The 24,745-nt window shown below is 58.8% G+C and carries 20 protein-coding genes and 1 tRNA gene; 10 read left to right on the forward strand and 11 right to left on the reverse strand.

Features of this window, described 5'->3' with window-relative positions; translation table 11 throughout:
* Positions 1 to 112: 112 nt before the first annotated feature.
* The 3 genes from HMPREF2920_RS07165 to HMPREF2920_RS07175 are packed head-to-tail and all read right to left on the reverse strand — an operon-like array spanning position 113 to position 2,034.
* Positions 113 to 712, reverse strand: coding sequence for a hypothetical protein (locus HMPREF2920_RS07165; RefSeq protein ID WP_005511781.1), 600 nt, complete (start codon positions 710 to 712; stop codon positions 113 to 115).
* An 8-nt stretch (positions 713 to 720) separates the two neighbouring features.
* Positions 721 to 1,395, reverse strand: a complete 675-nt coding sequence (locus HMPREF2920_RS07170) for a hypothetical protein (RefSeq protein WP_005511744.1) — start codon at positions 1,393 to 1,395, stop codon at positions 721 to 723.
* Between the two features lie 45 nt (positions 1,396 to 1,440).
* Positions 1,441 to 2,034, reverse strand: coding sequence for a hypothetical protein (locus tag HMPREF2920_RS07175; RefSeq protein WP_016421574.1), 594 nt, complete (start codon positions 2,032 to 2,034; stop codon positions 1,441 to 1,443).
* 518 nt (positions 2,035 to 2,552) lie between these two features.
* Here HMPREF2920_RS07175 and HMPREF2920_RS07180 point away from each other — a divergent pair.
* Positions 2,553 to 2,744 carry a hypothetical protein gene (locus tag HMPREF2920_RS07180; RefSeq protein ID WP_049171743.1) on the forward strand — a complete coding sequence of 64 codons (192 nt, stop codon included), beginning with the start codon at positions 2,553 to 2,555 and terminating at the stop codon, positions 2,742 to 2,744.
* 50 nt (positions 2,745 to 2,794) lie between these two features.
* Here HMPREF2920_RS07180 and HMPREF2920_RS07185 read toward each other — a convergent pair whose 3' ends face one another.
* Together HMPREF2920_RS07185 and HMPREF2920_RS07190 are read right to left on the reverse strand one after the other, a co-directional pair.
* Entirely contained in the window at positions 2,795 to 3,562 is a 768-nt protein-coding gene (locus HMPREF2920_RS07185) for an FMN reductase (protein ID WP_049171746.1), read from the reverse strand.
* On the reverse strand, positions 3,562 to 4,683 hold the full coding sequence (locus HMPREF2920_RS07190; RefSeq protein ID WP_049171747.1) for a CE1758 family FMN-dependent luciferase-like monooxygenase: 1,122 nt from the start codon (positions 4,681 to 4,683) through the stop codon (positions 3,562 to 3,564). The genes HMPREF2920_RS07185 and HMPREF2920_RS07190 overlap by 1 nt, the downstream gene beginning before the upstream one ends.
* 304 nt (positions 4,684 to 4,987) lie before the next feature.
* On the opposite strand from HMPREF2920_RS07190, the gene HMPREF2920_RS07195 reads away from it, so the two are divergent.
* The 3 genes from HMPREF2920_RS07195 to HMPREF2920_RS07205 all read left to right on the forward strand — a co-directional run bounded on the left by HMPREF2920_RS07195 (position 4,988) and on the right by HMPREF2920_RS07205 (position 9,027).
* Positions 4,988 to 5,524: a YceI family protein gene (locus HMPREF2920_RS07195; protein WP_048734412.1), complete on the forward strand. Its 537-nt coding sequence runs from the start codon at positions 4,988 to 4,990 to the stop codon at positions 5,522 to 5,524.
* A 136-nt stretch (positions 5,525 to 5,660) separates the two neighbouring features.
* A complete protein-coding gene (locus HMPREF2920_RS07200) occupies positions 5,661 to 7,043 on the forward strand; it encodes a pyridoxal phosphate-dependent aminotransferase (protein WP_275435271.1) in 1,383 nt (460 codons plus the stop codon).
* A 544-nt stretch (positions 7,044 to 7,587) separates the two neighbouring features.
* Positions 7,588 to 9,027: a YibE/F family protein gene (locus HMPREF2920_RS07205; protein WP_070549975.1), complete on the forward strand. Its 1,440-nt coding sequence runs from the start codon at positions 7,588 to 7,590 to the stop codon at positions 9,025 to 9,027.
* Here HMPREF2920_RS07205 and HMPREF2920_RS07210 read toward each other — a convergent pair.
* On the reverse strand, positions 9,024 to 10,406 hold the full coding sequence (locus HMPREF2920_RS07210) for a UDP-glucose dehydrogenase family protein (protein ID WP_070601013.1): 1,383 nt from the start codon (positions 10,404 to 10,406) through the stop codon (positions 9,024 to 9,026). The genes HMPREF2920_RS07205 and HMPREF2920_RS07210 overlap by 4 nt on opposite strands.
* Before the next feature lie 201 nt (positions 10,407 to 10,607).
* Positions 10,608 to 11,189, reverse strand: a complete 582-nt coding sequence (gene dcd / locus HMPREF2920_RS07215) for a dCTP deaminase (RefSeq protein WP_005511764.1) — start codon at positions 11,187 to 11,189, stop codon at positions 10,608 to 10,610.
* A 265-nt stretch (positions 11,190 to 11,454) separates the two neighbouring features.
* Here dcd and HMPREF2920_RS07220 point away from each other — a divergent pair.
* A tRNA-Gly gene (locus HMPREF2920_RS07220) sits at positions 11,455 to 11,525 on the forward strand.
* A 173-nt stretch (positions 11,526 to 11,698) separates the two neighbouring features.
* The gene (locus HMPREF2920_RS07225) at positions 11,699 to 14,089 is read left to right on the forward strand and encodes an MMPL family transporter (RefSeq protein ID WP_049171753.1); all 2,391 of its coding nucleotides are present in this window, start codon (positions 11,699 to 11,701) and stop codon (positions 14,087 to 14,089) included.
* A 121-nt stretch (positions 14,090 to 14,210) separates the two neighbouring features.
* On the opposite strand, the gene HMPREF2920_RS07230 is transcribed toward HMPREF2920_RS07225, so the two are convergent.
* The 3 genes from HMPREF2920_RS07230 to HMPREF2920_RS07240 are packed head-to-tail and all read right to left on the reverse strand — an operon-like array spanning position 14,211 to position 17,406.
* Entirely contained in the window at positions 14,211 to 14,852 is a 642-nt protein-coding gene (locus tag HMPREF2920_RS07230; protein WP_070601011.1) for a response regulator transcription factor, read from the reverse strand.
* Complete coding sequence (locus tag HMPREF2920_RS07235; protein ID WP_070601009.1) at positions 14,849 to 16,018, reverse strand: sensor histidine kinase; 1,170 nt, start codon at positions 16,016 to 16,018, stop codon at positions 14,849 to 14,851. Before HMPREF2920_RS07235 ends, HMPREF2920_RS07230 begins: the two co-directional genes overlap by 4 nt.
* Positions 16,019 to 16,074: 56 nt before the next feature.
* Positions 16,075 to 17,406 carry an MFS transporter gene (locus HMPREF2920_RS07240; protein WP_083304820.1) on the reverse strand — a complete coding sequence of 444 codons (1,332 nt, stop codon included), beginning with the start codon at positions 17,404 to 17,406 and terminating at the stop codon, positions 16,075 to 16,077.
* A 185-nt stretch (positions 17,407 to 17,591) separates the two neighbouring features.
* On the opposite strand from HMPREF2920_RS07240, the gene HMPREF2920_RS07245 reads away from it, so the two are divergent.
* The 3 genes from HMPREF2920_RS07245 (at position 17,592) to HMPREF2920_RS07255 (ending at position 22,103) form a co-directional block, all read left to right on the forward strand.
* Positions 17,592 to 18,071 carry a universal stress protein gene (locus HMPREF2920_RS07245; RefSeq protein WP_005510532.1) on the forward strand — a complete coding sequence of 160 codons (480 nt, stop codon included), beginning with the start codon at positions 17,592 to 17,594 and terminating at the stop codon, positions 18,069 to 18,071.
* A gap of 196 nt (positions 18,072 to 18,267) precedes the next feature.
* Positions 18,268 to 18,462, forward strand: coding sequence for a DUF2613 domain-containing protein (locus HMPREF2920_RS07250; protein ID WP_005510537.1), 195 nt, complete (start codon positions 18,268 to 18,270; stop codon positions 18,460 to 18,462).
* Positions 18,463 to 18,491: 29 nt separating this feature from the next.
* Positions 18,492 to 22,103 (forward strand): alpha-(1->3)-arabinofuranosyltransferase domain-containing protein, encoded by a 3,612-nt coding sequence (locus HMPREF2920_RS07255; protein ID WP_070601007.1) that lies wholly within the window; start codon positions 18,492 to 18,494, stop codon positions 22,101 to 22,103.
* 6 nt (positions 22,104 to 22,109) lie between these two features.
* Here HMPREF2920_RS07255 and HMPREF2920_RS07260 read toward each other — a convergent pair whose 3' ends face one another.
* On the reverse strand, positions 22,110 to 23,378 hold the full coding sequence (locus tag HMPREF2920_RS07260; RefSeq protein WP_070601005.1) for an acyltransferase family protein: 1,269 nt from the start codon (positions 23,376 to 23,378) through the stop codon (positions 22,110 to 22,112).
* 196 nt (positions 23,379 to 23,574) lie between these two features.
* On the opposite strand from HMPREF2920_RS07260, the gene HMPREF2920_RS07265 reads away from it, so the two are divergent.
* Positions 23,575 to 24,735, forward strand: coding sequence for a cell envelope lipid trafficking protein PgfA (locus HMPREF2920_RS07265; protein ID WP_070854117.1), 1,161 nt, complete (start codon positions 23,575 to 23,577; stop codon positions 24,733 to 24,735).
* Positions 24,736 to 24,745: the final 10 nt, after the last annotated feature.

Here is a 24,745-nt window from a genome sequence, read left to right on the forward strand (position 1 = left end):
CGGCTCTGAATTGAGCCTTTGCAGGCCCGAGATAGATAGCAAAAAGGGGCATATTCACTTTCGCGAATATGCCCCTTTTACCCGTGCTGAGTGTGGAGAGAGAACTGTGTAACTACTGGATGGTCACCTCGACATGTCGCTCGCGCGGAGCCACACCGAAGTAGCTGCGCCCAATTGGCTCCCACGTCTTCGAGTTGGCGTTGCAGCGAACTGTCTGTCCGGCGAACTCGTCAACCAGGAATCCCCAGCTCAGACGACCAGTTTCACCCTTGCGCACTTCGTACGGTCCGATCTTCTGCCCGAGGCTCCAAACCATCTCTCGGGAGTATTCCCAGGAGTACTTGCGGTTGAGCTCCTTACTGACCTTCACACTGACAGAGATATTGGTCCACCACTTCTTGGTCTTGGACTCCTTGATGGTCTGCGTCAGCGGAATCGGCTCATCACCGATGTCATTCTTCGTAGAAACAACGCCCTCAACGTCGTAGCGAGAGCCGGTGATTTCCACGAACTCAGCCACCGAACCCGGAGCTTCACAAGTGGTTCCCGGTGCCGGACCGCGGTCAACTGCCGCCGGCTTGGGCACTGGTACCCACTCCTCCGGCGCGAACGGTTCACCGGCTCCTGGATTCGGGGCGGCCACCGCTGTCGGAGCACCGAGTCCGAGCGCAAAGACCGTCGTCAAGCACATGGCGACAACACGCTTTTTCATAACTGCTCCTAGTCGTTAATCGTGGCGGATGCCGGGCCGCCGTCACCGGAGTTACCGCTGACAGGCGCCCACTGCTGACGGTGCTCGCCCTCCTTGGTGGTCTTGTGCCAGACCACGAAGCGAGTCGACGGCCCCTTGCCGTTGTACTCACCGAAGTAGGGCTCACCGCGCCACAGGCCGGTCTTCTGGTCACAGGTGCGAACACGGCCAATGAAGGACTTCATGTGCACGCCGTAGTCTGCGCGAACGGTCTCACCGGGGTTGACGGTCACCGGGCCCAGCTTGTCGCCAACCGACCACTGACTGACCTCGACGATGCCGTACTTGTTCTTCACCCCGTGGAGGAACACGTCCCACATATTTCCGGAGCTCATGGCCTTCACAGACTCGTTGACTCCCTCTGTCACCTCGAGGGTGTACTGAATAGGGCGGTCAGTGCGGTTGGTGAATGAGTTAGTGCCATTGTAGCGGTCCCATTCGTCGGTAATCCACTGTTCCCAGGGGTGACGCTTGGCATCCTTGACCGGGTCACATTTATCCGTATTGGTGAAACCGGTGTGGTGCTCATCCTGGTCAGGGGTCTGGGTCAGCGGGGTCGCCGCGGCCTGTCCAACGATGCCTGGTGCAAGAAGACTTGCACCCATCACCGCGCAGGCCAGGGCCTTCTTTTTCAGGCTCAACATGGAGAAACTTCCTTCTGCTTCGAGGCTTTAGGGGCTCTGGCCGTCTTAAACGGCGTACTCCTTGACCTGCGGAGCAGCACCGTCCACGGAGCGGTCAGCTTCGTTGGCGCGCATGGAAACGCGAATGTGACGCTCCTTCGGGATGGTGCCCCAGTACGGACGACCCGCGTCAATCCACTTTCCGCCCTTACAGGTCAGGTGAGTACCTTCGAAGGACTGATTCAGGAAGCCATACTCCAGAACACCGGTGTAGCCGGGCTTGACAGGGTACGGGCCGAGGGTCTGGCCAACTTCCCAGGTCTGAGTGGACTGGTAGCCGGCACTGAAGGTGACGTGGAAGAGCTTGAGCAAATCGAAGTCGACCGAACCGCCGACGTTCCAGGACTTGGTCTTGCCTTCCTTCAGGGTCTGAGTCAGCGGCAGGTCGGTGTCGCCGTAGTTAGCGACAGTCGCAGTACCTTCGACCTCGAACTTCGAGCCGGTGATCTTCAGGGACTGGCCGGACTGGCCTTCAACGGAGCAAGTGCCACCGACAGTGCCCGGGGTGGGGGCTGGGGCAGCTTCAGCCATCGGGGCGACAGCCAGCGAGGACATGGTGACCAGGGCTGCAATGGAGCCGGAGAGCAGGGTCTTCTTCACGGCGAAATCCTTTCAGGATGTGACGAGCAACTCGTAAGGAAATACTTGAACTGACACCTGCAAAGGTAAGTCGAAATTCAGCGTTTTGTAATGGAAAATTTTCGACTGGCTTTACGACGGCCGCAGCGATTATCCACATAGTAAAAATGGAATCTCACCGATTTCTACCACGCGAGAATACGACATCTAATTGACCTTGACCAGCGATTATGGGCGCCACAATAAGATTTCGGCGATCAATTCAATCGCATCAGAACTACGCCTTTTGAACCAATTCAAAAATGCCTCGGTCGGCCACTTGGTACTAGACAATCAACATTTCGGCCACTAGCCCACCTACATAAAGACACCAGAGAGTAGCCGAATGGCCACCCCCAGGCGCGGGCAGGTAGAGAGACCTCCACACTTCACACTCTTGATTAAATAGTTATGATTTCTTTATTAATCACTGGCGAAGTCCGGCAGTCCACAAAGCCCTGACACTTTGCCGAGGCAGATATCTTTCGGAGTACTACCTAATGTTTCGACGCACTTCCGTTCTTGCTACCACCATTGCATCCGCAGCACTTTCCCTGGGCGCGCTGACCGGCGCCCCGACCGCTACCGCAGCACCGACAGCTACGACCAGCAGCGACGACCTGCAGGTTAAGGAATACGCTCTTTCCGATACCTTCTCTTGCGACTACTACAACCTCCCGTGGTGCCGCTAAAGAGCGCTGACCCCCTACCCCTCCTCTGCCGCCCCTTCACGTGAGCGCGGCTACTTCGCGGTGCCGTCGAGCCCCTCTAGCAGTGTGGCAAAATCCGTGACATTAGTATCCACCCGCGTGTTTGTACTGCGTCGCTGGTTCGGCTCGCCAACACCCCGATTCCCCTCGCTGGCCCCGCCCGCTGAATGCTCCGCACCCTTTTCTTCAGCTTCGTTCCCAAAATCTGGACCAAAACCGACTACGGCCGAGCGAACACCGACAAGGTACTCGGCAAGCTCACGAGCTGCACGCACCACGCGATTATTCATCTCCGCGCCGGACACTCCGCCGGCGCCATTTCCGGCACCATCGCCAGCACCAAAGTCCTCAGTGGCTGCAAATACAGCAGTCGGCATAACCGTGCCGCGCAGGTAGCTAAACAGCGGACGCATCGCATACTCCAGCACCAACGAATGTCGTGCTGTGCCAGCCGTCGCAGCAATAATGACCGGCATGGAAGTCAGCGCATCCTTATCCAGGGCGTCGAAAAACATCTTGAACAACCCAGAGTAGGACGCTGCGAACACCGGGGTCGCGGCAATCAATCCATCAGCACCGCTGACAGTATCGAGGGCGGCGCGCAATTTTTCGTCGTAAAGCCCTGTGGACATCACAGTGCCGAGGCTGACAGCGAGTTCGCGCAGCTCGACGTACTCAACTTGGACCCCCTCGCCACGCTTGGAGACCTGCGCCTCGACGGCCTCCGCGATGCGGTCGGCAAGGATGCGCGTGGTTGATGGATCGGAAACACCGGCACTTACGACGACGAGCTTTTTCACTACTGATTCCTTTCAGCCGGGCGGACGAGAAGGTGCGGGGAATCTGCGCCCTCGGCAACCAGCGAGGCATGCGTCGGCGGGTCGGAAGGCACGTGCGCCGGACGGCGGCGCTCGAACTCTTCACGCAGGACCGGAACGATTTCGGTTCCCAGGATTTCAACCTGCTCCAACGCCATTTCCAGCGGCAGGCCGGCGTGATCGATAAGGAAGAGCTGACGCTGGTAGTCGCCAACGGCGTCTGCATAGCCCAGGTAACGTTCGATGATTTGCTCAGGCGTGCCGACGGTCAGTGGAGTGATGTTCTCGAATTCTTCCAGAGATGGCCCATGTCCATAGACCGGGGCATTGTCGAAGTATGGGCGGAAAATCTCCTTGGCCTTCTTCTCCGTCTCAGCGGCGAAGACCTGCCCGCCAAGCCCGACGATTGCCTGATCAGCAGCACCATGGCCGTAGTGCTCATAGCGCTGGCGGTAGAGGTTGACCATGGCTGTGGTGTGCTCGATATTCCAGAAAATGTGGTTATGGAAGAAGCCGTCCCCATAGAAGGCGGCCTGCTCAGCAATCTCAGTGGAGCGGATTGAGCCGTGCCACACGAAAGGTGCTACACCGTCGAGCGGGCGCGGTGTGGACGTAAAGGACTGCAGCGGAGTGCGGAATTGACCTTGCCAATCCACATTCTCCTCACGCCAAAGGGTGCGCAGCAGGTGATAGTTCTCGATGGCCAGCGGAATTCCCTTGCGAATATCCTTGCCAAACCACGGATAAACCGGCCCGGTGTTGCCGCGGCCCATCATGAGATCAATGCGACCTTCGGAAAGGTGCTGGAGGTAGGCGTAATCCTCGGCGATGCGCACGGGGTCGGTGGTGGTAATCAGCGTTGTCGAGGTCGACAGAATCAGATTTTCGGTCTGTGCTGCGAGGTTGGCTAATAAAATCGGCGGGTTCGCCGGTGCCACAAACGGTGGATTGTGGTGCTGGCCAGTAGCAAATACATCGAGGCCGACCTCTTCGGCCTTCTTCGCTAGCGCGACAGTTGCCTTAATTCGCTCATGTTCAGTAGGGATTTGTCCAGTCGTGGGATCTTTTGTGACGTCGCCAATTGTAAAAATTCCGAATTGCATAATTCTCAATCCTAAATAGCAGTTGTTGACATGTCAACGCCTGTTATGCTGGGCATAAGCACTTAAAACGACTCCATATGAACCGTCTCCAACCAAAGGAGCCTCGCCCAGCCATGACAAAACCCCGAACCGATCGCCCGACCGGATGTGCGCTTCTAAAAAAATATTCGGCATTTTCTTTGACCTTTGTTGACACATCATCACATCTAGAGTTATCGTTGACACGTCAACACCGGAAGTTGGTTCCGGCGGACAAAAATACTTCGAAACATTCGAGATACTTTTAACTTTTAGGAGATTCACTATGGCTCTTCAGTCTGGCAACTACGTTCTTGATGCACAGCACTCCACCGTTGGATTCACCGTTCGTCACGCAATGATCACTAAGGTCCACGGTCAGTTCACTCAGTTTGAGTCCGTTATTAATTTTGATGCCGACAAGCCGGAGAATTCCACGGCAAAGGCGACCATTCAGGCGAACTCCATCAACACCAACAATGAAGAGCGCGACAACCACCTGCGCTCGAAGGACTTCTTCGGCACCGACGAAAACCCAACCTTCGAATTCGTTTCCACCGCTATCGAGCTCCAGAGCGAAGAAAAGGCCACCGTTACCGGCGACCTAACCATCAACGGCATCACCAAGCCGGTCACCCTGGATGTCGACATTTTCGGCTCCGCTGAAGACCCATGGGGTCAGACTCGCGTTGGCTTCGAGGCAGCCACCAAGATTGACCGCACCGATTTCGGCATCGATTACAACGCTCCTATTAAGACTGGCGGCCTGCTCCTTGGCAACGAGATTTCCCTGCAGATCGACGGCTCCGCAGTTAAGCAGTAACTAGCAGCCAGAACCCCAGCTGCCCGCAACCCAGTAAAGCGTCCTGCATCCTCATGCAGGGCGCTTTTGCGCAATCAATGTGCAATTAATCTGCCCCCGCTGTGAGAAAAGCATGGTGCGGGAGCAAAAAAGTGGCATGCTTAGACAGGTGAGTTCCAGTAAAGACACTTCCCAGGGCACCGAAACCACCAACGAGACAACGCAGGACGCTCAGGCTGCGCAGGCCGCTCAGGCCGAGCAGTCCCGTGCTGCCCGTGTTGCCGCCCGTCGTGGAAACATCAGGGCACCTCGCCGCACTCCACTGAAGACACTGGACCAATCCTCCAAGCTGCAGAACGTCCTCTACGACATTCGCGGTCCGGTGACTACTCTCGCCGAGCAGATGGAGGCCGACGGCCACCGCATCATGATGCTCAACACTGGCAATCCGGCGAAGTTCGGCTTTGATGCACCTGACACCATCGTGCAGGACATGGTCCGCGCTCTCCCCCACGCACAGGGCTATTCCGAGTCCAAGGGTATTTACTCCGCACGCCGTGCCGTCGTCACGCGCTATGAGATGGACCCGGACTTCCCCCGTTTCGACGTCAACGACGTCTGGCTGGGCAACGGCGTCTCCGAGCTGATTTCCATCACCACGCAGGCGCTGCTCAACGAGGGCGATGAGGTCCTCATTCCAGCTCCGGATTACCCGCTCTGGACTGCAGCAACCACCCTCGCCGGCGGCAAGGCCGTCCACTACACGTGCGATGAGGAGAATAACTGGGCCCCGGATGTCGAAGACATTCGCTCGAAGGTGACGGATCGCACGAAGGCGATTGTCATCATCAACCCGAACAATCCGACCGGCGCGGTCTACACACGCCAGACACTCGAAGCCATCGTGGATATCGCTCGTGAGCACTCGCTCCTGCTGCTTTCCGACGAAATCTACGACCGTATCCTCTACGACGATGCAGAGCACATTTCCACTGCCTCCTTGGCCCCGGATTTGCTCTGTATCACCTTCAACGGCCTGTCCAAGACCTACCGTGTGGCCGGTTACCGCGCGGGCTGGATGGTGCTGACTGGCCCGAAGCGCCACGCAGAGGGCTTTATCGAGGGCATCAACCTGCTGGCCAGCACCCGTCTGTGCCCGAATGTCCCTGCTCAACACGGCATTCAGGTGGCACTTGGCGGTTACCAGTCCATCGAGGACTTGATCTTGCCAGGCGGTCGCCTGCTGGAGCAGCGCAATGTCGCCTACGAGGGACTGACCTCAATTCCAGGCGTGAGCTGCGTGAAGCCGATGGGCGCCATGTACGCATTCCCGAAGCTGGATCCGAACGTCTACGAAATTCACGATGACGAGAAGCTGATGCTCGACATCCTGCGTGAAGAGAAGATCCTGATGGTCGGCGGCTCTGGCTTCAACTACCCGACGCCGGATCACTTCCGAATTGTCACCCTGCCATGGGCACGCGACCTGAAGGAAGCTATCGAGCGCCTGGGCAACTTCCTGGTCAGCTACAAGCAATAGCAGTACTTAGGGTTGCGCACGCTATTGGTTCTGCCCTTCTCACATATCGATGCGCTATTCACTTATGGACACACTGGAGCGCATCGATGAGTGAGCATTGCATCGATAGGTGGGCCATAGCGCTAATGACCACGGCCCGGCACGCCGGAATGGCGGTACGCCTTCCGGTGCTGGTGCAGCGATTAGGTTATTAAGGGTGGGCAGGCACTCAAAAGATTCAATGAACTCTGACAACCAGCAACCTTTTCGCGTTGCTCCGGGTTCCGACATAGGTGCGCATCTCGACGTACTGAAGAACTCGAACAGCGGCTCCCCTACCGGCCGGTTCCGGGCTGTCAATACCGCGAATCAACCCAACTCTGCAACCTCGGCTGCCCCAGCACGACATGCAGAACCAGCCGCACATTCAAAACCAGCACCGGTACGGCAAAACGAACCTGCACAAGCCAAACCAAAACCAAAGAAACCGCGGCACAACCCCACAAGAGCACGTCGCTTACTGGCCACAGCTCTCACAGTTGCTGGTATTGCCACTTTCCTCGCAGTGATTGGTCTCTGGCCATCGGGTGAAGCTCCGAGCCCAGGGCCGGGATTCCTGCAGTCACAGACGTCAGCTGCAGAGACGGTTAAGGGAACCGTCGTAAAGCACAGCGTCGGCGCGTGCAATTCGCCTGACAACGGACGCGTCTTCGATGACCAGCCGCGGCCAGGACTGGCGGCCTCCCTCAATGACCCCGCGGCGCCGAAATGCCAGCTCTCGGTCATTGAGCTGACCTCGGGCCCAGACGAGGGCAAGAAGACGCTTCTGGAGGCATCCGGCCTGCCCGGAGAAATCGAGCTGGCGGAGGGCGACAAGGTCGTCCTGGCAATTCACCGTCCAAACGCGGCCGGTACCGGAGCTGTCGACAATGGTGCCGTGCCGGATCCGGGGTTGATGACACCGGCTCCCGGCGTTGTTCCCGCGCCTGCCCCTGAGGGCGCAGAGGGTGAGCCTGCTCCTGATGCAGAGGCTCCGGCACCAGCTCCAGCCCCGGAGCAGGAACCAGCACCTGAATCCGGTGCAGAAGCCCCCGCTGCCCCCGCTGCCCCCGCAGCTCCTGCTCCCGCGGCCGACACTAATGTCGTCGACCTCGCACCTCATCAGGTTGTCGACACCGCTAGCATCGGCAACACCTACACCTTCCTGGACATGGATCGCACCACGACGATCTGGTTGTGGCTCGGCGCAGCGGTGCTGCTCATCATCCTCGTCGGCATGACTCGCGGAGTCTTGAGCCTCATTGGTCTTGGCATCACGCTGGCCGCAGTGATGGGATTCCTGGTTCCGGCACTGCTACGCGGCGGCGATCCTGTGGCCTTAGCCATCACGGCGGGCGCGGCGATTCTCTTCCCAGTGCTCTTCCTCGTTCATGGCATCAATTGGAAGTCAGCTTCCGCACTGGCGGGAACACTCACCACGATGGTACTGGCGGCGGGCCTGGCCAACCTCGCTATCTCCACGTCGCAGCTACGTGGTCTCGGCAACGAGGACAACCTGCTCATTCAGCTTTACCTGCCTGACGTCTCCGTCACAGGTCTGCTTCTGGCGGGATTCATCATCGGCGCGTTGGGCGTGCTTAACGACGTCACCATCGCCCAGGCATCGACCGTCCAGGAGCTTTACGAAGCAGCTCCGCGGTCGCGCCCTATGGAGGTCTTCCGCTCGGCAATGCGCGTCGGTCGCGATCACATCGCGTCGATGGTCTACACACTGGTACTGGCGTACCTCGGCACCGCACTGCCGCTATCGATTTTGTTAAGCGTCTCCGACCGGCCGCTGATGCAGTCGTTGACCTCCGATGTCGTGGCCACAGAGCTGCTGCGTTCCACCATCGGTGCGGTGGCTTTGGTACTCGCAGTGCCGATTACCACCCTCATCGCCGCCTATACCGTGGCCCCGGAGGGTATGAAGTTTCCGAAGCGCTCGAGGGCAGCTAGCATTTAGCCGCGGCCGAGGCAGGTGACATCCCAGCCTGCGGCACGCCACTGATCTGCTGGCAGGCAGTTGCGGCCGTCGAGCACCGCTGCGCGCTTGACCAGCTTCTTCGCAGCCACCGGGTCGATGTCGCGGAACTGCTGCCACTCGGTGGCGACGACAACCATCTCCGAGCCTTCCAGAGCTGCTTCGATGCTCGGTGCATACTCCAAGGTCGGGAAATTCTTCTTGGCGTTCTCCATGGCCTGCGGGTCATAAACAATCACCGAAGCGCCCGCCAGAGACAGCGAACCGGCAATCGACAGCGCCGGGGAGTCACGCACATCGTCAGAGTTCGGCTTGAAGGCCGCACCCAGCACCGTCACGGTATGGCCGAGCAGCGAGCCGCCGAAGCTGGCGCGCACCAGGTCAACGGTCTTTTCACGGCGACGCATGTTAATTGCATCGACCTCGCGCAAGAAGGTCAGCGCCTGGTCAACGCCCAGCTCACCGGCGCGGGCCATGAATGCGCGGATATCCTTCGGCAGGCAACCGCCGCCGAAGCCCAGACCCGCGTTGAGGAAGCGGCGGCCAATTCGGGCGTCCATACCGATAGCGTCGGCAAGCGTAGTGATATCCGCACCTGTGACCTCACAGATTTCGGAGACCGCGTTGATGAAGGAAATCTTGGTGGCGAGGAATGCGTTTGCCGACACCTTCACCAGCTCTGCGGTGGCAGTGTCCGCGACGATAAGCGGCGTCTCGCGCTCGAAGATAGGACCGAAGCACTCGCGCAGGCTGTCCTCAGCGATTGACTCGACCTCCTGACCAGCACCATTGAGGATCATGCCCGGCTTCTGGGTGCCCAGCACCACACGGTCCGGCTCCAGGGTGTCCTTTACCGCGAAGCCCTCGCGCAGGAACTCCGGGTTCCAGGCGATCTCGAGGCTGGTGTTCTTCAACTGCTCATCACCGGCTGCGGCGCGCTCACCGATCATCTTCGCAGCCAGCTCCTGCAGGCGCGGTGCGGTACCGACGGGCACAGTGGACTTACCAAACACTAAATGCTTGCCGACGACGCGCTTAGCCAATTCGGTAATAGCTGCGTCCACATAGCGAACATCGGCGGCGTACGAGCCCTTAACCTGCGGAGTTCCGACACCTACGAAGTGGACGTTCGCAAATTCAACGGCTTCGTCGTAGTTAGTGGTGAAACGTAGTCGCCCCGACTCAACGTGCTTCTTTAGCAGTTCGGGCAAGCCAGGCTCAAAGAAAGGAACTTGGCCTGCGGACAATGCCTCAATCTTGGCGGGATCAACATCTACGCCGAGAACCTCGTGGCCTAACTCCGCCATCGCCGCGGCATGAGTGGCGCCTAGGTAACCCGTACCAATAACCGTAATACGCATAAGGGCTATTATTTATCGAAAGATAAAAGGCCATCAAGCCGATTTAACCCTTAAATGGTGTGAACTAAAGGCCCATATTTAGGCTTTTCACCTGCGAAAACTCTTTATTGAACAATTGTTTCCATTTCTTCACCGAGAATTCACTCGGGGCTATTCACAATTCATTTATATTCCGAGTTCATATCCCGAGTTTCAGGTGCCTTATTCCTCATCGCGGAAGTTCAGGTACGCACGCGACGGCGTCGGGCCGCGCTGCCCCTGATACTTCGAACCGAGCTTGCCGGAACCGTAAGGCACCTCTGCCGGCGAGGACATCTTGAACAGTGCCAGCTGGCCGACCTTCATGTTCGGCCACAGTGCGATAGGCAAGTTCGCCACATTGGATAGCTCCAGCGTGATGTGGCCTGAAAACCCTGGGTCAATAAAGCCGGCGGTCGAGTGCGTTGCCAGGCCCAGACGCCCCAGCGAAGACTTACCTTCCAGGCGGCCTGCTAGGTGCGGAGGAATAGTGAAGTACTCCAGGGTCGATGCCAGGACGAATTCGCCCGGGTGAAGAATGAAGGGCTGCCCTTCTGGAACCTCGTGCGGGGACGTCAGTTCTTCCTGCGGCAACTTCGGATCGATGTGCGTGTACTGCGAGTTGTTAAAAACTCGGAAGAACTTGTCCAGACGCACGTCGATGGACGAAGGCTGAATCATCTTCGGGTCAAAAGGATCAATGCCGAGATGGCCGGAGCCTTCGGCATCGATAGCGGCACGAATATCACGATCTGAGAGCAACACATAGACCAGCTTAACCGCTCTGTAATACACAGCGTGTGCGGGTTACAGGATATGCCCGCACTGAATCCCCCGGGAAGGACTGGATAAGGTCCTACAAGGAGATCAGCGATTAACCCGAAAAGACGGACAGAGGGTCTTCAAGACCAATTTTTTCGACACGAATCGAGAGTGCTACATTGAAGTTACAGAGGGCGACTGATTGCCTGCATGCCACACCTACTGTGCCAATCCCGTGGCGTGCTTTTAATCATTCCGCCTACTGTGTGCCGATGTAGTTCAATGGTAGAACTCCTGCTTCCCAAGCAGGCGGCGCGGGTTCGATTCCCGTCATCGGCTCCGCCCAATGAGGCTCAGCGTCAAGCTGAGCCTCATTTTTGTTTCCGCTGTTTTCAGCTACATCCCGCGGTACCACAACAACCAAACAACTCCGATTAGCACATCCGAGTAACACTCTTGCACAGCACAAACCCATTAGAAACTACTTCTGAAATCATGTAAGTGTTACTGCTATGGCTTCCTTTTTGTACAAAATCGGTAGATCCGCTTATCTTCACCGCTGGCGATTCCTCATTGTATGGCTGCTGCTCATCGCGGGCATGGGTACCGCGACGGCAACGCTGTACAGCGGCACGTCTGAGAACTTCACCTTTCCCGGCCTTGAGTCAGTTGAAACTCAAGAAGAGATTCAGCAGCGCTTTGCCACCGATGAAGATCAGCTAAGCGCACCCACGGGCACTGTGGTCATTCAAGCTCCAGAAGGCAAGACCCTCGAGGACCCAGCTATTGCAGGCGAGGTCGATGAGCTCGTCGCCGCAATGCGGAGCACCGAAGGGCTGACGAAGACCGAAGAAATTGTCCCGCCCATCATGGCGGCTGAGGGGATGAAGCAGCAGGCCATCCCGGCAATGCAAGCTCAGGGATTCCCTGAGGAGCAGATCAATTCGAACCTGGAGGCCGTCTCCCCACTGAGTGCCGATAAGACCACCGGCACCATTTCCGTGACTTTCGATGCTGCGACCAGCATGGATATCGAAAGTGGAGTCCGGGATGCGTTCACGGAAACCGTCGAAAAGCACAAGGGCGATCTGAACGTCGCCTGGTCCGGTAACGCGTTCCAAATGAGCGAGATTTCCGCCACTGCGGAGATTATCGGCATCATCGTGGCCGCAATCGTGCTCATTGTTGCCTTCGGAAGCTTCGTCGCCGCTGGACTGCCGCTGCTGTCGGCTGTCATCGGCCTGGGAATTGGCATGGCGGGCATCTTCGCCGCCACCGCTTTCACCGACACCATCTCCACCATGACACCGACGCTGGCGTCGATGATTGGTCTGGCTGTCGGCATCGACTACGCGCTGTTTATCGTGGCTCGCTTCCGCAACGAGCTGGTTGCACACGTCGATGGCTCGAACCTTGAGCCGAAGGAACTGGCCGCCGAGCTCAAGAAAATCCCACGCGAGGAGCGTGCACATCTGGCGGGCCTGGCCGTCGGCAAGGCTGGTTCCGCAGTGGTATTCGCAGGCCTCACCGTGCTGATTGCTCTTGCGGCACTGTCGATCATCAACATCCCGTTCCTGACCGCAATGGCGCTGGCCGCAGCATTTACCGTCGCTATGGCGGTGCTCGTTGCCATCACGTTGCTGCCGGCTATTCTCGGCCTGTTCGGCACCAAGGTTTTCGCCGGTCGCGCGCCATTTGTGAAGGCACCGGACCCGGAGAACGACACCCCGACCATGGGCCTGAAGTGGGTCCGCATCGTGCGCAAGCGTCCGCTGGCGTTCGTCCTGGGCACGGCAGTTGTCCTAATCCTGCTGGCCATCCCGGCTACCAACCTCCGTTTGGCCATGCCTTCTGACGGCATGATGGCCAAGGGCACTCCTAACCGCACGGCCTACGAAATGACCGAAGACGCTTTCGGCCCCGGCCGCAACTCCCCGATGATTGCGCTGGTGGACTACAAGGATCTCGCCGCACCGGAAAAGCAGAACGCCATGATGGCTGCCCTGACGGAGCTGCAGAGCGTCGATGGTGTGGTAAATGCTCAGGTCATCGCCACCAATGGCAATCCGCAGGATCCGAGCGATCTCGGTGATGCCGCCCAGGTTCTAATCACCCCGGCGTACAGCGCGACCGATGACCGCGCTGCTGACCTGCTGCAGTCCATCCGCGATACAGAGGACAAGTACAACGAGGACACGGGCGCCCGCTACTCCATCACCGGTGTTTCGCCCATGTACGAGGACATCTCGCAGCGGCTTTCCGACGTGCTGTTGCCCTACATCGGCATCGTGCTGGTCCTGGCCTTCCTGCTGTTGATGCTCGTCTTCCGCTCCATCTGGGTACCACTGGTGGCAGCTCTCGGCTTCGCACTGTCTGTGGCCGCAACCTTTGGTGTCACGGTGGCTCTGTGGCAGGAGGGCGCCCTGGGCATCATCGATGACCCGCAGCCGCTGATTTCCTTCCTGCCGATCATGCTGATTGGTATCGTCTTCGGCCTGGCCATGGACTACCAGGTGTTCCTGGTTACCCGTATGCGTGAGGGCTGGGCGCACGGCAAGACAGCTGCTAATGCAACGTCCAACGGTTTCAAACACGGTGCTCGCGTGGTCACCGCTGCGGCACTGATTATGATTTCGGTGTTCGCCGCCTTCATCCTGATGGATGAACCGTTCATTAAGGTCATGGGCTTTGCCCTGGCAGCCGCAGTTCTCTTCGATGCCTTCATCGTCCGCATGACATTCATCCCGGCCATGATGTTCCTGCTCGGCGAGCGCGCCTGGAAGATTCCGCGCTGGTTGGACAAGATCCTCCCATCCGTGGATGTGGAGGGTGAGAACCTCAATAAGCAGTTCGGAAATGCTGAGGTGACCACTACAACTGAGGTAGCTACTGAAGCCAAGTAGCACCAGCTAGACAGCCATAAGCCCCGCCTCGACTCCAGTTTCGGAGGAGTCGGTGCGGGGCTTTTGCCTACGTGCGGGGCTTTTGCGCGGGCACGGTTTATACCAAAGACAACGGCAAAGCCTAAGTCGATGGCGCGGTATATCTCAGCCACCGCAATACTGCTTTGACACGACGGTTGTTATCTTCCGGTTGGAAGCCGAGCTTCAAGAACACATTCGCCACATGTTTACTCACAGCGCCTGCGGTTAGTACCAGGCGTTTTTCTATTTCCTTATTACTGAGTCCCTGCGCCATCAGGTCGAGCACTTCGCGCTCACGTGGAGTCAGCTCGGCGATGCCGTCCTGCTTTGCGGCCAGTAGCGTCGCAACCACTTCAGAATCGACCACGGTACCGCCACCACGCACTTCTTCCAGCGCCGCAACGAAGTGGTCGACATCCGAGACGCGTTCCTTAAGCAGGTACCCAAAGCCACCATGCTGCAGCAGGCGATCTAAGTAACTGGCCGCCACGTATTGGCTGAGCACCACAACCGGCTGGTCGGGGTTGTCCTGGCGAAGTGTGGAGACCGCGAGCAGTCCGTCGTCACGCATGTTCGGCGGCATTCGGACATCGGTGACGATGACATCGAACACCTGCCCTTCGGCGGTGGCGAGCAGCTGATCCGCATCGCCGACGGCGACGACCTCGTGCCCCAGTGCCCGCAGCAGGCCGGTCAGCCCCTCGCGCAGGAGTACGGAGTCCTCTGCCAGCAGTACTTTCATCGCGTCCTTCCTTGGCGAATCGGCAGTTCCAGCAGCAATTGGGCTCCACCGTCGGCGTTGGTGAGTTCCACGGTTCCACCGAGCGCTGCCGCCCGTTCGCGCAGGCCCGCAATGCCGGTTCCACTGTCATGCTTTACGACGTCTACAGCGTCTGCACTCGTTGGTTTTTCCAGGCCTTCGCCATTGTCGCGCACAGTGACCGTAAGCGTACCCAGATGGGACACGAGCGCCTTCTTCGGAGTCTGAACCCCGAGAGTGATATCAGCTCGATCGGCATGGCCATGCTTGGTGGCGTTGGTCAGCCCCTCCGCTGCGCAGTGGTAAGCGAGCAGCGCTGTGGTTTCATCAATCGGGCCGAAGTCGGAGACACCGTCCTCACGAACAGAAACCTCCATGCCAGAGTGCGCTGCCAATTCCTCTACTGCTGCGACTAGGCCATTTTCGAAAAGCACTGGCGGGGCAATGCCAAGCACCACGGAGCGCAGCTGCGCAAGAGCCTGCGTTGCATTGCGGTCGGCGGCGGAGAGTGCCTCGGCTACCTTTTCCTCAGTCTTACCCATGCGAGCAGCGGCAATGTTGAGTTTCAAGGCGGTCAGGTGCTGCTGCGGACCGTCGTGAAGCTCGCGCTCAATGCGACGGCGCTCGCCTGAGAAGGAGTCAATGAGCACATCGCGGGACTGGCTGACTTCCTCGCTGGATGGTGCGAGGATGACGCGGGAGAGCCAAATGGACAGCAGGCCGGCACCGAGGTTGATGGCGATGGTCAGCACCAAAAAGACGATGGCGAAAACCCAGGCAACACCGATTTTCTGTGTGGGGTCTGTCAGAGTCCAGCTGAAAAACTCCACTTCATCAACCAGGAATGGTGCGCCAAAAAGTACACCAACAGTGAACCCGCCGCCGACCCACGCTATGAAGGTGACAAAGCCAATGGCCAACTGGACAAGCAGGTTGACGAAGTTGCGGATGTCGAACCAGCGATTGGTCACGCGGTTGGCGATTGGGGTGCCGGACCACGATGCTGCCCAGCGGGAGAGCCAATCGGCACCGCGGCCAATGAGCGGAATCCAGGGCAGAAGAAAAGCGGAGACAATCAATCCCGGAATGAACAGCAGTCCGAGAATAAAACTCCAGGCCAGCGCGATTAAATTCGTTTTCTTTGTCATAGGTTCAAAGCTAAGTTGGCCCGTGTCCAAATACAGTGGAGCTAACTCCCCTAAATTCAGTCGAGCTGAATACGTCCCGGCTTCTTTTCGCCGATACCTCGATCGGCCAGTTCGTCATCAATGTACGTTGGCCGACCGACAATCAACCCAAGCACTGCTAGCACCACCGTGGTGCCAAGCAGCACGACCAGAATCGGCGTCCACGCTTCCGTCGTTCCAGCGGCCACACCCACCAGGAATGGCCCGACTGCGGAGAAAATGTAGCCGATTGGCTGCACGAAGCCGGACAGTCGCGCGGTCAGCTCATGGCTGCGCGTGCGGCCCGGAATCAGCGCGATGGCCATGGGGAAACAAAAACCACCTACACCCAGCAGGAATGCAGCGCCAATGGCGTACCCCACACCAGTTTCCGCCGCTCCCCGCTGGTCGATCAGAATCATCAACGCATACCCGAGGAAGAAAAGGCAGCCGAGACCAAAGGCGACGTAGGACATGGTGCGGAGCCGTGCAATCAGCGGCGGCATCAGCAAACCGCCGATGATGCCCAGCCCTTGAACAATCATGGACGCTGCAGTGGCTATGTTTACGCTGATGCCTGCGTCGATAAGCATTTTCGGCATCCAGCCCATGAGCACGTAGGCGTTCATCGACTGCACGCCGAAGAAAACTGCCAGCGCAATGGCTGTCGGTGACTTCCAGATTGGTGTGCTTGCCGAGGCACTGACCGGCGCCTTCGGGTAGTCGAATCCGATGCGTGCACACAGCGGCAACCACACGACGAGCTGCACCAGGGCGGTGATTGCCCATGCGGCAAGCGCCCAGCGCCACATTTCGATACCACCTGCAGATGTCTCGGGAGAATCGCTAATCAAAAATGCCGTCGCCGGCCCCAGTCCACCGCCGAGGGCAAGCATGCTGGAGTACAGCATCATCAGCACGACCGTTTGGCGACCGCCGTGCACCTTAATCCACGCAGGTAGCAGCACATTTCCCAGTGCAATGCCCGCAACCGACAACGCGGTAAACAACAGAAATAGCCAGATGCTGCTCACCCACGGGCGCACCGCAAGGCCGACGAATAGCAACGTCGCAGACAGTGTAAGCGCGCCGCTTAAGCCCATCCGCTTGCCGACGGACACCGCGGACAACCCAATCGCGAAAAACGCGAGCCCCGGAATGGCCGTAATCAGACCACCAAAGGCGGAGGATGCGCCGAGGTCGGAGAGGAGCTGATCGAGCACCGGACCAATCGACGCAATACTCGGGCGCAAGTTCAGCGCCGCAACGATTACGGCGATAACAAGAACGGGAACGCTGAGCGCGATGACATTCTTCGAGGCCCCAGAAGCTTTTGGTTGAGGTTGCCCTGGATTTTGTTCTGCTGCCATAACAATGGACGTTACCGCTTCCTGTTAATGACTCTCTAGCTGATTCAAGCCGCTCGTTCGGAGTAGCTTTAAAGATTGACGTACTCGATGTCGCTGTTGTCCTATCCTGGATTACAGCGACATCTCTTTTTCTGTATCTATTGACAGTTTTTCGGCTATCTCTGACGTAAGGATTGAACTCGAAAATGGTTGAACCGATTTCTGATTCCATGCTCATTGCCTACGACGGCTCCGACGAAGCCAAGCGGGCGCTGGCCTACGCCGGAAAACTGCTGCGCGTTAAGAAGGCCTACATTCTGACGGCCTGGGAGCCTCTACAGCGTGCTGCAGCACGCACTGCTGGCGCCTCTGGCATGATGCAGCCCGACTGGGACGCCACTACTGAAGACGGCGATCCCGCTCACGACGAGGCCGTCCGTATTTGCCGTGAGGGTGTGCAGATTGCCGCTGAGGCCGGCTTCGTCGCGGAGCCCTACTTGGTAGAGACTGAAACTACTATCTGGTCGGCCATCGTCGATGCAGCTCACGACCTCGATGCGGGCGTGATTATCTCCGGCACTCGCGGTGTGACTGGCTTGCGTGGTCTGTTTACCGCCTCGACCTCTGACGCGTTGCTGAAGAATGCTGGCCGCCCGGTCCTCGTCGTTCCCGGGGAAAAGGAATAATTTCTAGAAAATTTTTAAAAACTTACTTAGCTGATAGAAAATGGGTTAATCTCTCAACTAAGAAAACTCAATGACCGCTGAAACCACCCAAAGTTCAAGGCAGGGAGAGATTCCCAGCTGTTCCACTGGTTTACAGAAGTCACAGAGTGTAGTTTTATAAACAGTATTGACTTAATGCACACGAGGAGTCCTCAACATGGCATACGAAACTGATTCCGAGCAGCGTCGTAGCGTTGGCCCTGCCCTGGCCTCGGCGCTCATTGGCGCCCTTCTCGGTGGTGCCGCTATCTTCGGCATCGGCCAGGCTCTGACCGAAGACCGAATTCCGGAAGCACAGGCTGTTTCCACCGATGACGCTCTGCTTGGCGGTGTCGAGTACGGTCAGCGTTAAGCCCTTAACGCTACCCCTCCTTTAACGCTATGCCCACCTTTGTTCGAGCGCGTAAGCGCGTGCTTGTACCTTGGTGGGTTTTGCTGTGCCTGCTGGCATTCATCCAGTCCCCCGGCAAGACTGTCGCTGACACAAAGCACGACCTGACAGAAGACCCCATCGGGTTTTTGTCCGCCTCGCTCAACATGTGGTCAGACACCATGCCACTGGGACAGCTCCAAAACCAGGCATATGGCTATCTCTTTCCACAGGGCGCATTCTTCGCGCTGTTCAGCTTGCTGCCCGATGTCCTAGCGCCCGGCTGGCTGATCCAGGCGCTGTGGTGGAGCCTTACTCTCTGCTTGGCTTTTACCGGCGCATATCGCGTGGCCGAAGCTATAGGCGTCGGCACGCATACCTCTCGCGTACTGGCGGCGTTATTGTACGCGTTGTCGCCGCGTGTGATTACGACCTTGGGCGCGATTTCGTCCGAGACCTGGCCCGTAGCGCTGGCACCGTGGATTCTGCTTCCGCTCCTGCGGGTCGCGGCCCGGCGCGAGGAACTGCCCTGGCGTGCGACTGCCCGTGCCGTATTGCTGTCCGGTCTAGCGGTACTGTGCACTGGCGCGGTCAATGCGGTCAGTACAGCTGCGGCTTGCATCCCCGCAGGTCTGATGCTGCTCTTCTTCGCTTTTACGGGGCCTCGCCGCGGGCGTGCGTGGGCGATGCTCGGCGGTTGGCTGGCTGCGTGTGCAGCGGTCAGCATGTGGTGGATTGTGCCACTACTGCTGCTGGGCAAGTACTCACCACCGTTTACGGACTACATCGAGTCATCCGGCTTGACCACTCGTTGGTTGAGTCTCGGCGAGACGCTCCGCGGCTCCACTTCGTGGACCCCGTTTGTCTCTTTCGAGCGAGTGGGCGGAAATGCGCTGGTCGCGGAGCCCATTCTCATTTACGCCACTCTGGCCGTAGCGGCGATTGGTCTGCTTGGCTTGGTCATGCGCTCACTGCCGCTGCGTCGGATGTGGCTGATGATGCTGATGATCGGGCTTGTCATCGTGGCGGCCTGGACGGAGCCATTCGGGCTGGTGTGGGAATCGGCTCGAGAGGTGCTCGATTCCACGCTCGCAGCAGTACGCAACCTGCACAAATTCGACACTATTGTGCGCCTGCCGCTTGTTATCGGCTTCGCTCATGCGACAGCCCAGCTGCCATGGCCGTGGCGAGAGCCGGCGAACGAGCACAAGAACGAGACGGCGAGCGATTCAGCAGCCACTGGCTGGCAGCAGTGGCTGCACCCTGAGAAGCACCCGCGCGCTATCGCATCGATGCTGGTTCTGGTGGTTATCGCCAGTGCCACCGCACCTGCGTGGAGCGCACGCCTCGCTCCGACAGGTGGTTTTTCCGAGGTTCCGGGCTACTGGCACGAAGCGGCCGACTGGCTGAATGCGCAGGGCGAGGACACCCGCACGCTGGTGGTGCCGTCATCGCCATTTGCTGATCAGACATGGGGCAATACTCGCGACGAACCGCTCCAGCCGCTTGCCGACGTGCCCTGGGCCGTCCGCGATACGGTGCCGCTAGTGCCTCCAGAGGCGATTCGTGGCCTCGATGGTCTGCGCAATTCACTGACTCGGGGCCGTGAGGTACCGGCACTGGATGCCACCCTGCGCAACAACGGTATCGGCTACGTGCTGGTCCGCCACGACTTGAGAGTTACCTCGAGGGGCGATTCGCTGCGCGCCATCACTTCCACGCTGCAGGACTCTCCGACCATGGAAAAGGTGGCGGAGTTCGCGGACGAGGACGGCCATACCGCTATCCAGATTTGGGGTGCGGGCCCGAAGGAGCTGCGCAATCACGCACTTTCACCGCGGTTGGTGGACACTACCCAGGTGCCGCTGGTCGCCGGCGGCCCCGAAGTGCTCCCGCGGCTTGACGAAGTCGATTCCGATGCTCCGGTGCGCATCCTGTCTGGCAAGGATGCCGGCACTGTCACCGACACACCCGCCCGCCGCGGCCGCAACTATGGTGAAGTCGTCGGTGCGGAGTCAGCAATCCTGGCCGAAGATGAGGACTCATATGTCCGCAACCTCGTTCCGGACTACCCCGTCGTGGGACTGCCACTGACGCAGACAGTAACGGGTCGCGCCACAATTGAGGTTTCGTCGTCGGCCTCTGAGCCATACAACGTCGGTGGTGCATCGGCTGACCACTCGGTCAACGCAATGCTCGACGGCGACACCACCACCTGGTGGGAACCCTTGGCGGGCAAGAGCCAGGCTGAATGGGTCAAACTGTCATGGAAGGAACCGACCGATAACGCAGTGCTCAGCCTGACCGGTGCTCGCGTTCCAGTGCAACTGCGCATCCAGACTGATACGGCTTCGAGCTCCGTACAGTTGGTCCCGGGTGAGACGACTCGTATTCCGCTGCCCGGCGGCAAGACCACATCTGTGCTCATCACAGCGAAGATTGCTCCTGTAGGCTTTGCTATCTCCGAGCTAGGCCTGGTGATTCCACAGCGGAACACTGGCTTCGACGCATTCGAATCCAGCAGTCCCGATTCCGACGAAGATACAGAGCCTTCCACCGAGGATATCGCGGAGGACCTCACGCCGGTTCGTGTCCCGGTGGTGCCGAATTCCTCATCGCTGGCACAGCGTTGGGTCTTTGGTCAGGAGATTCATGAGGGCACGCTGGTGCGCCTGTTCACCGTTCCAAAGCCGGTAAAGGTAAAGGTCGATGCTGATACCTGCCGCAGCCGCATCGGAGCCCCGTGGGCCAGCCTCCAGCGCGGTGACGGCTCTGATCACCGCGAGCTGACCTGTGGTGAAGAGATTGAGCTCTCACCGGGGCCATGGCGCATCGATGCCAAGTCCGATTGGGTGTCGCTCACCTCGACTGACTACTTCGCGCCGTCAGCTGAGCAGCAGAAAGTGACGCCAATCGATCTGAACAATCCCATTGACGCTGCCGACCACGATCGCATCGTGTGGTTGCCCATCTCCGTCAATGCCGGCCATGAGCTCCGTGTCGGAGGCGCCGCCATGAAGCCGGTAACGGTCTCTGGTTGGCAGCAGGGTTGGACGATTCCGGCCGGTATTGGTGGTGCAGTCGAGCTGACCTACCCACCGCAGCAGACCTGGCGTACTGGCATCCTCGCAGGCGGCGCACTCGCAACCGTGTACGCACTGGCCGCTGTGGGGCTGGCTTTCGCTTGGCGACGCTTCGCTCTCACCTCCCCGATTCCCGCATCTTCACTGAGCAATGACTTGCCGCGGGCGGCTATTGGCATTGCGGCTGCCGCGACAGTGACGCTGGTATCCAGCTGGCCTGGCGTGGTCATTGCCCTCGTGGTGGTTGCCGCTACCCTTGGTGGGACTTTCTGGGTACGGAAGCGTGGGGACGTCGTCAAGCCGTGGCTGAACGTGCGAAACGCACTGATTGTGGCGCTTGCTGCGACGATGACGATTGCGGGCATGGTGCTGGCCGCGAACCCGTGGCCGAAGGATGCCTACGCCGGCGCTGGCTGGCCGCTGCAGTTACTGCTGACGGCGGCGCTGACGATCGTGGCGTGCTGCTCGATGCTTTCCGGTGGCGGTGCTGATGACGGCACCGACAGCGACGTCAAGAACACCGACAACACCGCTGATTAAGAGCCGTTAGCGGTTGACCCAGACGCGTGCGAAGAAGCGGCGGGCAGGTTCCTCGACGAGCGCGTAGGAGGCGGCGGCCACTGGAATCGACAGTGCGACCGTAACAATGGTGACACTGAGCAGATGGCCGGTAAATAGCTTCACACCAAGCAGCGGGAATGCGATGGAGAGCATCGCCACGTGCCAGAGGAAGATGCCGTACGACCAGCGTCCCAGCGCCTGCATGATGGGGTGTTCGAGGAAGCGCGACTCCGGCGCCATCGTCCAGGGGCCGATGATGGCGGCACCGAAGACCAGCCCGCACAGCTGACGGCGAGTGAATTCCCAGTTGGTGAGCTCGACTAGCCCTTCGGGCCCCAGGTAGGAAGCCAGGACCAGCGCACCAACGGCGATCGCCAGCCACAGTGGGCGGCGGCGAGCCCAGCGCTGCATGGTTACCACCCTCGCGCGGGCAGCATCGGTATCGACGCCCTGGAGCGATTCCAGCTCGGCGAGAATCATGCCAGCTGCGAACCAGGAAAAGTATGCAATCGGCTGAATATGCGGGTTAACGCCTTCTGGGTACGGCAGTGGCAGGTAGGGCCAGCCGAAGCTCAAGATTGCGAGCAGGGAAATTGTCACTATGCGGCGCCCCTGCTGGCGATGCGGGTCCAACCGGCTAAGCCCGATGGCAAACAGCGGCAGCGCGATGTAGAACGCGACCTCCACTGACAATGACCACAGGTGCGTCAACCCACCGTGCAGAGAGCCGGAGAAATACACCTGTGTCAGCGTCAGGTTTGTCAGCCAAATCTTGAGATCCGCGCCACGCCCCACCGGCAGTGCGATGAGCACAATAAGCACCAGCACCCAGTACGCAGGCATAATGCGCGCGACGCGCTTCTTGTAGTACTTCGCCCAGCTCTTATTCCGTCCGCCGTCGGCATCGGCCAATGCTTTACGACGGGGGGTTCCGCCATAACCCGAGCGGTGAGAACGCCACAACAGGAATCCGGACAGCACGAAGAAAACGGCCACGAAGAAGTCGAAGCGGCCGAGGATACGCTCCCACAGGGCTCCCACATCATGCCCGGTCTGGAATGCGACGTGCGTACCGATGATGCCCATCGAAGCCACAGCCCGCAGCCCCTCCAGCGAGGGCAGGAAGCCTGGGCGGAATGTGGTGGCAGTGCTCGATACAGTGCTGGATGCAGTGCTCGGCGTAGAGTTCGGCACAGAGCTCGACGCTGTGTCTTGCCTAGCGTTCGGCGCTGCCGCAAATGCCTTGGACGTCATAGTACTTTCTTACACGGATACCGGAATGAGTAAAATTACTTGCATTCTATTATGAAATAAGTCCTGTTCAGGCCGGTTTTTCCAAAACTCTTTTGTTTTCCTGACAAGTTATTTTTAAAAAACACACCACATAACTTCTAACTTCCTGCTAGGTTTTGCAGCAGAAAGTTACGTACAGTTAAAGGACTATCCGCTGATGAAGAGAACTCTCGGACATGCACTGATTATCATCGGTGCTGCATTGATTGTCATTGCCGTCCTTCTGCCAACCTTCCTGGTGCCTCGCCTCCGGGGCATCCCACTTGACACTGTGAGCGACACCATCACGGAGGTGCGCGACGGCACCCTGTTGGACTCCAGCCAGCTGGGCAAGAATGAGCCAACGCCAAACCGCAAGAATGACCCGCGTTGCAAGGCAGAGACGGACGAAGAGAAGCGCGACCTCCCGGTCCACTGCTTCATCAACGACAAGACTCCGATGCAGTCGAAGCGCCACGTTGAGATCGAGGAGCCGGCTGACGACAAGATCGCAACCCTCCAGGTCGGTACCACCCTGCTGCGCGATGACCGCGAAGAGCCGAAGAACCTCATCAATGCGACCCTCGACCGCATCACTGTTGACCGCAGTACTGCGTACCCGGTAGATGACCCGATCTCCAGCGTTGCTATTAACGCACCCCAGGGTGGTTCGGACACCAAGCCGCCGACGTTCACCCGTCCGGGCATCCAGTACCAGTTCCCGTTTGGTGCCGAGAAGAAGTCCTACCCGTACTACGACGTCCAGGCGATGCGTAACTTCGAGATCGACTTCGTCGGTGAGGAAACTCAGGATGGCGTCAAGGTCTACAAGTACTCCATGACCATTCCGCCGCAGAACCTCTACGAGTCCCTGACCGAGCACTTCACTCGCGACGGCCGCAAGCTCACCGAGGCTGACAAGTCCTCGCTGGCTTCCATGCGCCTGAGCTTCCCGGCTCACAAGTGGGGCCTGGAGGGTGACGACGACGTCGAGTTGGATCGTTACTACACCAACGTCCGTACTGTTCGCGTCGAGCCAACCTCTGGCGTGATCGTCAACGGTACTGAAGAGATGTTCATGTTCTACGCCAAGGACGACAAAGAAGCGGAAGAAATTGCTTCCAAGGCTGGCCGTGAGAAGGAAGCCAAGGAGCAGAACCGCACCGCGATGAAGTACACCGCACAGTGGGACGAAGGCTCCAAGGGCCGTCAGATGGACCGTGCTAAGGAAGCCCGTAAGTCGCTGACTATCGGTGGCACTGTCGCACCGTGGATCCTCGGCATCCTCGGCCTGGTTCTCATCGTGATTGGCTTCCGCATTCGCAGCAAGTCTGCTTAAGGGACCAAGC

This window comes from Corynebacterium sp. HMSC075F02 (genome assembly GCF_001838335.1).
Taxonomy (GTDB): domain Bacteria; phylum Actinomycetota; class Actinomycetes; order Mycobacteriales; family Mycobacteriaceae; genus Corynebacterium; species Corynebacterium jeikeium_D.